This is a genomic window from Streptococcus sp. LQJ-218, assembly GCF_003428885.1.
Lineage (GTDB): Bacteria > Bacillota > Bacilli > Lactobacillales > Streptococcaceae > Streptococcus.
Map to the genome: position 1 here is coordinate 155694 of NZ_QQRU01000001.1, position 11716 is coordinate 167409.

The 11716-nt window shown below is 38.0% G+C and carries 9 protein-coding genes and 2 pseudogenes; 2 read left to right on the forward strand and 9 right to left on the reverse strand.

The features are described 5' to 3' along the window. The first annotated feature begins 31 nt into the window (after positions 1 to 31). Positions 32 to 1650, forward strand: a pseudogene (locus D2908_RS00905) (FAD-dependent oxidoreductase). A 195-nt stretch (positions 1651 to 1845) separates the two neighbouring features. Then, positions 1846 to 2835, forward strand: a complete 990-nt coding sequence (locus tag D2908_RS00910) for a lipoate--protein ligase (RefSeq protein ID WP_117304205.1) — start codon at positions 1846 to 1848, stop codon at positions 2833 to 2835. Positions 2836 to 2909: 74 nt separating this feature from the next. On the opposite strand, the gene xerS is transcribed toward D2908_RS00910, so the two are convergent. The 9 genes and pseudogenes from xerS to ylqF all read right to left on the reverse strand — a co-directional run bounded on the left by xerS (position 2910) and on the right by ylqF (position 11623). After that, a complete protein-coding gene (gene xerS / locus D2908_RS00915; protein WP_117304207.1) occupies positions 2910 to 3980 on the reverse strand; it encodes a tyrosine recombinase XerS in 1071 nt (356 codons plus the stop codon). Positions 3981 to 4316: 336 nt separating this feature from the next. Next, positions 4317 to 4517, reverse strand: coding sequence for a hypothetical protein (locus D2908_RS10060; protein WP_240628262.1), 201 nt, complete (start codon positions 4515 to 4517; stop codon positions 4317 to 4319). A 298-nt stretch (positions 4518 to 4815) separates the two neighbouring features. Further along, positions 4816 to 7007 (reverse strand): annotated as a pseudogene (locus D2908_RS00925) (heavy metal translocating P-type ATPase). A gap of 19 nt (positions 7008 to 7026) precedes the next feature. Further along, a complete protein-coding gene (locus D2908_RS00930; RefSeq protein WP_117304209.1) occupies positions 7027 to 7476 on the reverse strand; it encodes a CopY/TcrY family copper transport repressor in 450 nt (149 codons plus the stop codon). A gap of 129 nt (positions 7477 to 7605) precedes the next feature. After that, positions 7606 to 7872, reverse strand: a complete 267-nt coding sequence (locus D2908_RS00935) for a hypothetical protein (protein ID WP_133297847.1) — start codon at positions 7870 to 7872, stop codon at positions 7606 to 7608. Between the two features lie 83 nt (positions 7873 to 7955). Then, a complete protein-coding gene (locus D2908_RS09990) occupies positions 7956 to 8102 on the reverse strand; it encodes a hypothetical protein (protein ID WP_206269732.1) in 147 nt (48 codons plus the stop codon). Between the two features lie 336 nt (positions 8103 to 8438). Continuing rightward, positions 8439 to 9989 carry a ClC family H(+)/Cl(-) exchange transporter gene (locus tag D2908_RS00940; RefSeq protein WP_117304349.1) on the reverse strand — a complete coding sequence of 517 codons (1551 nt, stop codon included), beginning with the start codon at positions 9987 to 9989 and terminating at the stop codon, positions 8439 to 8441. A 16-nt stretch (positions 9990 to 10005) separates the two neighbouring features. Then, positions 10006 to 10785, reverse strand: coding sequence for a ribonuclease HII (locus D2908_RS00945; RefSeq protein WP_117304213.1), 780 nt, complete (start codon positions 10783 to 10785; stop codon positions 10006 to 10008). Beyond that, the gene (gene ylqF, locus D2908_RS00950) at positions 10772 to 11623 is read right to left on the reverse strand and encodes a ribosome biogenesis GTPase YlqF (protein ID WP_117304215.1); all 852 of its coding nucleotides are present in this window, start codon (positions 11621 to 11623) and stop codon (positions 10772 to 10774) included. Before ylqF ends, D2908_RS00945 begins: the two co-directional genes overlap by 14 nt. Positions 11624 to 11716: the final 93 nt, after the last annotated feature.

Consider the following 11716-nt stretch of genomic DNA (forward strand, 5'->3'; position numbering starts at 1 on the left):
TTTTTAGAAATATAGATAAAGGAAGTAAGATATGGCCTTAGAAGTAATTATGCCAAAAGCCGGCGTGGATATGACAGAAGGACAAATCGTCCAATGGAATAAAAAAGTCGGAGAATTTGTAAAAGAAGGAGAGATCCTTTTGGAAATCATGACTGACAAAGTCAGTATGGAATTGGAAGCAGAAGAAGACGGTTACTTGATCGCTATCCTCAAAGGTGACGGCGAGACGGTTCCTGTTACTGAAGTTATCGGATATCTTGGTGAAGAAGGGGAAAACATCCCATCTTCTGGAGCAGCTGCACCAGAAGCTAGCCCAGCACCTGTAGCAAGTGCTTCAAACGATGAAGGTAAGAGCGATGATGCTTATGATATCGTTGTTATTGGTGGTGGACCTGCTGGTTATGTATCTGCCATTAAAGCGGCTCAATTAGGTGGTAAGGTTGCTCTTGTTGAGAAATCTGAACTTGGTGGAACTTGTTTGAACCGTGGATGTATCCCAACTAAGACTTACCTTCACAACGCTGAAATCATTGAAAATATCGGTCATGCTGCAAATCGTGGGATCGTGATTGAAAATCCTAATTTCACAGTTGATATGGACAAACTTTTAGAAACTAAATCTAAAGTTGTCAATACCCTTGTAGGTGGTGTTGCAGGACTTCTTCGTAGCTATGGAGTTGATGTTCATAAAGGTATCGGTACGATTACTAAAGATAAGAATGTTTTGGTAAATGGTTCTGAATTGCTTGAAACCAAGAAAATCATCCTTGCTGGTGGTTCAAAAGTAAGCAAGATCAACGTTCCTGGTATGGAATCATCTCTTGTGATGACTAGTGACGATATCCTTGAAATGAATGAAGTACCAGAAAGCCTCGTGATCATTGGTGGTGGAGTTGTCGGTATCGAGCTTGGTCAAGCCTTCATGACATTCGGTTCTAAAGTAACTGTTATCGAAATGATGGACCGTATTGTTCCAGCTATGGATACTGAAGTATCTAAGAACCTTTCAAGGTTGAAGGAAAAGATGATATCATCGCGAATAAAGCCCTTCTTTCAATCGGTCGTGTTCCAGACCTTGAAGGTATCGGAGATGTTGAGTTTGAGTTAGACCGTGGCCGTATTAAGGTTAACGAATACATGGAAACTTCTGTTCCAGGTATTTATGCACCAGGTGATATTAACGGTACTAAGATGTTGGCTCACGCTGCCTTCCGTATGGGTGAAGTAGCAGCTGAAAATGCCCTTAAAGGAAATCACCATGTTGCTAAATTGAACTTGACTCCTGCGGCTATCTACACACTTCCAGAAGTAGCAGCAGTTGGTTTGACTGAAGAGCAAGCTCGTGAGAAATACGATGTCCAAATAGGTAAATTCAACTTTGCTGCAAACGGACGTGCAATTGCATCAGATGCTGCTCAAGGATTTGTTAAAGTCATTGCAGATAAGAAATATGGTGAAATACTTGGTGTTCACATCATTGGCCCTGCAGCTGCAGAATTGATCAACGAAGCGTCAAGCATCATCGAAATGGAAATCACTGTTGAAGAAATGCTTAAGACAATTCATGGACACCCAACATACTCTGAAGTTATGTACGAAGCATTCGCGGATGTTCTTGGAATGGCTATTCATTCACCTAAGAAAAAATAAACAAGTCTCTCAATAAAATTTTCTTAAAGTAGTACGGACGGTAGCGACCTCTATTAGAGTTTCATGCCTAAAAATTGAGTCTTTTATCTCAATTTTTCCGAGAAATGTAACGATGACACGTTACATTTCTTTTTACTACTTTAGAAAATTGGATTGCTATGAACAGATTTTAAAAACTAGATTTTTGGAAATACTATGAAATACATTATCAATCATTCAAACGAAACTGCCTTTAATATTGCTTTAGAGGAATATGCTTTTAAACATCTCCTTGATGAGGATCAAATTTTTATTCTTTGGATCAACAAACCATCAATCATTGTGGGACGTCACCAAAACACTATCGAAGAAATTAACCGTGATTATGTTCGTGAAAACGGCATTGAGGTAGTTCGTCGTATCAGTGGTGGTGGAGCTGTTTACCATGATTTGAACAACCTTAACTATACGATCATTTCTAAAGAAGATGAAAACAAGGCCTTTGACTTCAAGAGTTTCTCTACTCCTGTTATCAATACTTTGGCTGAACTTGGTGTTAAAGCTGTATTTACAGGTCGTAACGACTTAGAAATCGACGGTAAGAAATTCTGTGGGAATGCCCAAGCCTATATCAACGGACGTATCATGCACCATGGTTGCCTTCTCTTTGACGTGGATTTGTCAGTCCTAGCTAACGCGCTTAAAGTATCTAAGGACAAATTTGAGTCTAAAGGTGTTAAATCAGTTCGTGCTCGTGTAACCAACATCATCGATGAATTACCAGAAAAGATTACTGTTGAACAATTCCGTGATCTACTCTTGGAATATATGAAAAAAGAATACCCTGAGATGACAGAGTATGTCTTCTCAGATGAAGAATTGGCTGAAATCAATCGTATCAAAGATACTAAGTTTGGAACTTGGGACTGGAACTATGGTAAATCACCTGAATATAACGTTCGCCGTGGTACTAAATTCCCAAGCGGTAAGGTTGAAATCTTTGCGAATGTTATTGAATCAAAAATTCAAGACATTAAGATTTATGGTGACTTCTTCGGTATCGAAGACGTTGCAGCGGTAGAAGATGTTCTTCGTGGCGTTAAATACGAACGCGAAGATGTTCTTAAAGCCCTTCAAAGCATTAACCTAGGCCGTTACTTCGCAGGGATCACTGCAGAAGAAATTGCTGAAGCAGTAGTGGGATAAATCAAAAAGAAGTTGGGAATTCCCAACTTCTTTATTTTGCAATATTATTTACATAAATTATATTATGTTAAAAATTATAAGCTATCCAAAGCATTTTTTTGTTCGTCATTGACAATATGGGTATAGAGGTCAGTGACTTGTGTGCTGGCATGTCCTAGTTGATGGCTTACCAAAACCTGCGATTTAGTAGCATCATAGAGCCTGGTTGCTAGCGTATGCCGTAGTTTGTGGGGAGTTACCCGAACTTTGAAGTCTTCCGAATACTTAGCTACCATCTTTTCAACACTAGAAGCATCGATACGGTTTGGAACCCCTCGATACAATGTTAGAAAGAGAGCTGTATCTTTTTTTTCTGTCTTATACCGTGTATCGCGAATGGCGAGATATTGCTCTAAATAAGGCTTAGCAAAAGCAGCAACATTGACTGAGTCACGCTTTCCACCCTTACGAGTAACATCAATCACCATCATTTTGTGGTTGAGATCTCGAAGGTCAAGGTTAACTGCTTCAGAGAGACGGACACCAGAAGCAAGAAGAAGGGCAATGATGGCCAAATCGCGCTCTTTATTCTTATTAAAAGAAGATAAAGCGCGATTAGAGAGAGTTTTGGGGTATTCCTGGTCGATATAGTTAAGGAAACCTTCTGTTTCATCGCCTAAAAAGAGTTTTTGCTTAATGTTTTCAGCTCTAGCAGCCAGTGTTTCTTTCTTTTTCTTAGTAGCAACCTTCTTCATAACATTGCGATAAAAATAAGGTTCTCCTTGTTCGTTTTCAACTTCCTCAGTCAAATACTTATAAAGACTAGAAAGCGCTGATAAAGTACGGTTAATGGTTGTTTGAGAAATACCATTTTTAGTTGTATTAGCATTAAGCAAAGGACGTTCACGTAAGTAAAGAATAAAAGATTCCATGTCTTTCTTTGTCATGTGCTCCAGAACGTCTAAAGGAATATTTGCCATGGTATCAGCATTCGATATACCAGATTCTAAGATCCAAGTAAAAAATCGATCGTATTCCTTTAAGTATTCGTACAAGGTCGTAAAACTGTATGGTACAGCCAGTTTCGATTGATAGTATTCAAGAACATACCAGGGCATGATTTGTTTTAGTTTGTCAATTCGTTCCAATAAAATCTCGCGTTTCATGTTTTTCTCCAAATCTTTCTATACTAGTAGTATAGCATAGCTAGATATATTTTTCAAGAAAATTATAGTTTTTCGGAAAGATGTTATTGGGTATATATAGGAATGTTCAAATAAGCTATACAATTCTAAAAATAACCAAATTCCATTTCTTAAGACGTTCTTTTAAACTATAGAGTAATAGAAGATTATTTTTTTATGATGAGATTATCTGTCTCTTGAATTTCTGATGTTTCAAAGAAACTGTCTTGACTACATTTTTTTGCATTTTTTAAGATCCTTTTGTCCAGAAGAACATCAATTTCTTCTCTAGCAACTATCTCATTTAAAAATGATTATTTAACATCCCTTAGATGCATCATCTTTAGTCATTCCAGCTTTTAATATACTATCTTTGTATGGGAAATTAATTACAACATCTCTTACTTCATCTAAATAACGATTGTTTGTTGTAAGTCCTATTTGGTTAATATAACGTGTGTAAGAGTTTGACCAATGTTCATCAACTTTAAGCAGATGAATTAAGAAAAATAACTTCATAAAAAGATAAAAAAAGAAAGGACGACGCTAGTCCTTTCTCGATATCAGCATTCTATCTCACTAAGGTTGATTAAAAAGAGCCTTTCTTTTTGAATTCAATTATTTTTTACATATTAAATAAATTATACAGAGATAATTTTAACAAAACTACGTTAACAAGTAGCTACCATTAGCAAATGTAGCTAAATCCAACGCTGTAGTCGAATTTGCAAATCCTATGATATTAGCGTTTAAATCAGCTTTATGAAAATCAGAATCTTTACAAATTGTAGCGATGTTACTCCTAATCTGTTAACCGTTATTTTTTTGGATCTAAACGTAATAACATAGCATTAATGGCGACGATGACTGTTGACACGGACATTAGGATTGCTCCTAATGCAGGGCTTAATGTGATACCAATAGGAGCCAAAATTCCTGCAGCTAGAGGGATAGCTATAAAGTTATAACCAGCTCCCCAAAATAGGTTTTGTTTCATTTTACGAGTTGTTTTGTGTGCTAAATCAATGAATGATCCAATATCTCCTGGATCGGATTGAGTCAATATGACATCAGCTGAATCCAATGCAACTTGAGTTCCAGCACCTATAGCTATACCAACATCTGCTAAGGCAAGAGAAGGAGCATCATTTACACCATCACCTACCATGATAACTTTCTTTCCTTCATCTTTAAGTGTTTTAACTAACTCATATTTGTCTTGTGGAGATTGATTTGATCTATATTCAATCCCTAAATCTGCTGCCACGCCTTGAGCCGCTTTTTCATTATCACCTGTTGCCATAATTGGTCGAATATTGTTCTTTTTAAGAGCTTTAATTAACTCTTTACTTGTTGGTTTTAATTCGTCCCCTAAAGCTACAGCACCAATGGCATCATCGTTTTCTACTAAGACACTAAGAGTTGCTCCTTTTGGAGTATCCATATCAAGATTACGTCCATAGGCTTTTTGACTGATTAATTGGTAACGGTGCCCACCTGCTTTACCCTCTACTCCAGAACCGGAAATCACATCAATCGAATCAAAAGATGCTGGACGTATATTTTGCTGCTCGGCGAAACTTATAATTGATTGAGCAATTGGGTGGCTAGATCCTCCTTCAATACCTGCCAATAAGGCAATGATTTCCTCTTTTGTATATTTGTCATTAAGAAGTTTTACATCTAATACTTTAAATTCACCAGTTGTTAAAGTACCCGTTTTATCTAAAATCATCACATCTGCATCTTGAGCTATTTCTAAGGCTTGGCGGTCTTTTACTAGTAAGCCACGGCTAGCTCCTAAGCTTGTGCTACGGGCGGTTACCAATGGAATAGCCAGACCCAATGCGTGCGGACAAGCAATAACTAATGTAGTAATAGTAAATATAACTGCCGTTGGTACATCTTCTATAGCCATCCACACTACAAAAGCAATTAGCGCGACAATAACAGCAATATAGAAGAGCCACCCTGCAACCTTTTGCGCAATATTTTCTGCTCTGGAAGGCTGACTTTGAGCTTGGCTGATTAAATTCTGAACTTGAGAGATGAAGGATTGATCACCTGTCTCATTCACTTTAATATAAAGAACCCCTTCTCCATTTGTTGAGCCCCCGATTACTTCATCGCCAGGGCCTTTTTTTACTGCTTTTGACTCCCCAGTTAGAAGAGCTTCATTTAAACGTGATTCGCCACGCTCGATAATCCCGTCTGCTGGCACATTTTCTCCGGCTTGAACACGAATTAAATCACCTACCTTTAAGTCAGCAACTGGTCGTGTTTCAATTGAATCGTCTTCTAATACAACGTGAGCATCTTTCGGCACTAATTTAGCCAATTCTGCTTGTGCGTCTCCTGCTTCTCCAATAGCTTTCATCTCAATCCAGTGACCTAATAGCATGATTAATAGTAATGAAGCAAATTCAAAGAAAAAGTCCATCACGTGTTCACCCGTTACGTAGGTAATGATCACAGCATAAATACTATATAAATATGAAACACTTATACCTAAAGAAACGAGTGCCATCATTCCAGGTTTTTTTTGTTTAAATTCGTCAACTGCACCTTGATAGAATGGACGTCCACCATAAATAATTAATATAGTAGATAAAATAGCTACTACAATATCAGAATATGGAAAAGTAAACTGGAATGGTAGTTTAAATCCATGCAAAGGGGAAAAGAACATAATAATGATTCCTAGTGGCAATGACTTTAAGAAAAGTTCCTTAAAGCTTCCGTGATGATGGTGGGCATGCCCACTGTGCCCGCTATGATCATGCCCATTATGTCCGCTGTGATCATGTCCACTATGTCCGCTGTGATTATGTCCACTGTGCCCGTATGATCATGCCCATTATGTCCACTATGCCCGCTGTGATTATGCTCACTGTGCCCGCTGTGATCATGTCCACTGTGCCCGCTGTGATTATGCTCACTGTGCCCGCTGTGATYATGCYCACWGTGCCCGCAGTGATTATGGGACGAATATTTGTTGTCATTATTCATTTTAAATTCCTCCTTATGCTTAATGATGATGTAAATGACATTTGCATTGTCCTTCTGGACAATTGCAATCTACTTTTTCTACTGCAAAAGATTTTTTCATCTCTAATATTTTTTCTAGTCGATCTATATCATCGAAGCTCAAAACATGTTCTTTAATGATGCTTCCTATTACATTTCCGACTTTCTTATTGCAAATACGGTTAAAAATATCTTCTGCATAATCCCTTACGGCTTCTGTCTCTTCAATATTGGCAGTGTAAATAAACTTTCTACCTTCATGCTCTGTATTTAGAACGCCTTTTTTAACTAATCGACCTAAGATCGTTTTGATAGTGGATTGTGTCCAGTCCATTTTTTCTTGCAATACGGAAATGACTTTTTTACTAGTTACTCGATCATTTGCCCAAACTACACGCATGACTTCCCATTCTGCATATGTGATATAAGTATTAAATTCTATTGTGCTCATTTTCCTTTCTCCCTAGTTGTCTACAGATGTGAACAAATATGTTCGAAATAAGTTTACCATTGTAAACGAATTATGTCAAGTCTTTTTAATAAATGTAAGCAACGCTTATAGCTTTTTATCTCTCCACTTCTATCCTATAATAATTTTCATATTTCTCTCTTCTTCTGTGTATGGAGTAAGAGCATTTTTTACTACCTCAGATAAATTTGAAAGCTGTCTTCTTAATTCTACGAGGGAGTCTGTGGCAATACTTTGGGTTAACGTGCTAATGATTTGTGACGTTTTATTTAGACTCTTGAATAGTTCCTTATTCTGTTCTAAAACCCTCTTCAAACCCGATTGTTCTATCATACTATCTATTTTCTTTGGAAGTTGTGCAATTTCTTTATTTTTCAACAGGCTTGTAGCAGCTGCTATTTTTGATAGATTAGCTTGTTCTTCTACTTTAGGATATGTTGCAATAGTTGATAATGCGTCCTTTATAATATGTTCAGGTAATTTTTAATGAGGTCTGCATGGCTTGCATTTATTTCAGTTAAAGATGAAGTGGCTTTTATTGAACCTGTTTTATAATTGATGTCTAAACCATTTTGAGCATTTGGGATAAAGACATTAAATTCATTCATGATAACATCATCATCTTCTACTTTTAAAGAATGTACTTTATGCTTCTAATTCAATTATATCAATAGTTTAGCTCAAGTTAAGTCAATTGTACATAAACTTTTAGTTTTCTATACAATTCTAAAAAACGTCTAGATTCGCTAAGTGAATTATTGATCATTAATTTATTGACTTAAAAAATTCTAAAGCTTCTACAGTCTATTAGAAAAAAATATCAAAACTCGATACCATTATTTATGTATCGAGTTTTGATTCATATGACTCGGTCTATCATTTTAATTACTATTTTTAGATCAACATTATACAAGACATAACATAAATTATGTAAACAACTAATTCTACAACAACAAATCTTTCACTTTTCCAATTTCACTTTTTGGAATAACCAGGTGAATCATATCGCCGAGATACATTCTGGTTGAACCGTTGACGGTTTGGCTCTTACCATTATGAACTTGGGTTGTGATTAGGACGTTGTGTGGTAAATTGAGCTCATGAACTTGTTTCCCTGCTATTTTATCTGAGACTGGGATTTCAATGAGAGTAACTTCTCCTTCATCGGAAGCTTCTTCTGGCAGCATTTTTTCCAACATTGCTTCATAGACTGGAGCACCTTTGAGTAGATCCATGATGATGTAGGCAACCAAGGTCACTAATCCCAGTGGCATGAGGTTGCGAATATCTCCTACCATCTCAGTAACGAGTATCATAGCAGTTAAGGGAGCCTTGGATATTGCTCCAAAATAGCCACTCATTCCTAGAATGACAAATATAGGGAATTGCTCTTGACTGACAAGCCCAAGATTGACACAAATAACTCCAACTAGCGCACCGAGTAAGGAACCAAGTGCCAAAATTGGTAGGAAAATTCCACCTGGAAGGCCACTTCCATAACTAATCATACTCCAAACAAATCGAATCAAAAAGTAAGCTAACAGAACTTGGAAACTAAAGTCTTGCTCAGTTAGGGAAAGAACTAACTGATTTCCACCACCAAGTATTTGAGGTAAGAAAATTCCCACTGGTATGATGAGAATGAAGGTCAGAATTGGATAATAATCTTTATCCAAACGGATTTTTTGACCAATCCAATCATAAACTCTGCCGACGTTTAATACAGCCTTCTCATAGAGAAAACCGGAAAGTCCAAGAAAAATTCCCATAAGGAGGTAAATCCAATACTGATCCAGTGTCATGAGAGGGATGTTATCTGGCATATCCAGCACTGGCGTTAGACCAAATATGAGTAGTGAGACAAAGTTTGCTACGAGACTAGCTGCGAGAGTAGATACCCAGAAAAATCGAGAAAAGTGATGATAGACTTCTTCTACTACAAAGAGAAGACCTGCAATCGGAGCATTAAAGGCTGCGGCTAATCCTGCTGCAGCTCCACTAGCAATCAAGGAACGTTCCTCTACTGGACTAGATTTGAGCCACTTGGCAATACCTTTACCACCAGCTGCTCCAAGTTGAATACTTGGCCCTTCACGCCCTAGCATAAGACCGCTGGCAATAGCAAGAATACCTAGCACATATTTTTTCCAGAGAACACTCCACCAGTTGAGACTCATTAATCCCTTTAATTCGGCTTCGACTTGAGGAATTCCTGAGCCTTTGATATCTTTTTCTGACCGTGTTAGTTTAGCACTGAGCCAACAGATGAGTACATAAAACAAAACTAGTAGAAAAAGATTGCGAACTAGGTGCGCTTGTTCTTGATAAAGTCCTTGTATCAGGTGGAAGCCTTTTTCAATTAAGAAACGAAAGGATCCGACGATTATCCCAACGACAAGACCGACAATGATTCCTCGTCCAACTTGGGATAATATGGTGCTCGAGGCAAAGGCAAATTCTTTCTTGGAACTGAGTGTTTCTGACTGTTCCTCCATAATCATTCCTTCTAACTTAACTTTCTTTTTCTCCTGAAACCAGCGATTTAACGGGTTCAAAACTGGTTCGGTGAATTGGGGTAACTCCTAGTTTTTCCAGTCCTTCCAGGTGTTTAGCTGTTCCATATCCTGCATTAGAAGCAAAATCATAGCCAGGGAACTGCTGATCGTATTCCCTCATCAATTCATCACGTGTCACCTTGGCTACTATGGAAGCTGCTGCAATTGAAAGGGAATTAGCATCACCTTTGATGATGGAGGTTTTTGAAATTGGTAATTCCAGTTTCATAGCATCGATCAAAAGGTGCTCTGGTTGAGGACTGAGCTGGGAGATTGCTTCTTGCATGGCTAGTTTGGTTGCTTCATAGATATTGACTTGGTCGATGACCTGATTATCCATGATACCAATGCCGATTGACAAGGCTTGGTCTTGAACTGCTTGGAAAATCTCCAGATGTTTCTTTTTAGGAATTTTCTTGCTGTCGTTGAGACCTTTAATCTTACAATTTTTAGGTAAAATAACGGCTGCAGCAACCACAGGCCCAGCCAGAGGACCACGACCAACCTCGTCAACACCTGCTATCAAGGTTAATCCTTGCTTGTAAAGTTCTTTTTCATAGGAAAGCATGGATTCCAAACGAAGATCCTCATCCAATTCAGCTTGAATGGCTTTTTTACGCTTGCTGATTTCCTTTTGAACTCCAGAGCGATTGTCCTTTTCAAGATCTAAAAAAATAGGGTTATCAAGGTCCTTGACTGTAGCAAGGAGTTCTTTGATTTCTTTAATCGTCGCCATCTAGGTCTTCCAATGTATCTAAGGTATAGTTACCGAGTTTGCCATCACGGACTTCCTTCACGAAGAGACTGTAAAAGCGGTCATAGTCATCACGGAAACCGAGGGCACGGGTCATGTTCATAATAATCACAGGCGCTTCTTCTTCAATTTTCATTTGTTTGAAGCGCTCAGCCAGCTTTTCTGGATAATGTTCTTTGAAATAATTGAGACCAAAAATGGTCACTTCGTCCATAGGGAGCAACTGGTCTTTAATAGCTCCTGTCAAGGCCAACTTAAGCGCAACAGTTTCATCTTCAAACTTAGGCCAAAGAATCCCCGGTGTGTCTAGGATTTCAAGGTCCTTATTAGTTTTGAGCCACTGTTGTCCCTTTGTAACTCCTGGTTTGTTTCCGACAACAGCAATTTTCTTGCCAGCCAAACGGTTCATGAGAGTTGATTTACCAGCATTGGGAATCCCGATAATCATGGTACGCAAGGTTTCAATCTTGATACCACGTTCTTTTTGACGAGCAATCTTATCAGCCATAAGTTTCTTAGCAGCATCGGTTACAATTTTTACAGTTACTTGCTCTTTGGAGTTGATAGCTAGCGTCTGGATTCCTTGTGATTCAAAATATTGACGCCATTCCTTGGTCATTGCTGGGTCGGCTAAGTCCGCCTTGTTTAAAATCAAGAGTTTTGGTTTGTCACCAACAATTTTAGTCAACATAGGATTTTGACTAGATAGAGGTAAGCGTGCATCAACCAAAATCGTCACAAAATCAACAAATTTTAAATTTTCCTGCACCTGTCGACGCGCTTTAGACATGTGACCAGGAAACCATTGAATAGTTGCCATAATATATCTCCTTCGGATTGACAAATTTTAAAAACGTTTTCTTTCTTATCCTCTATTCTATCATAAATTAACCTTTTTTGCATGCTCTTTTGG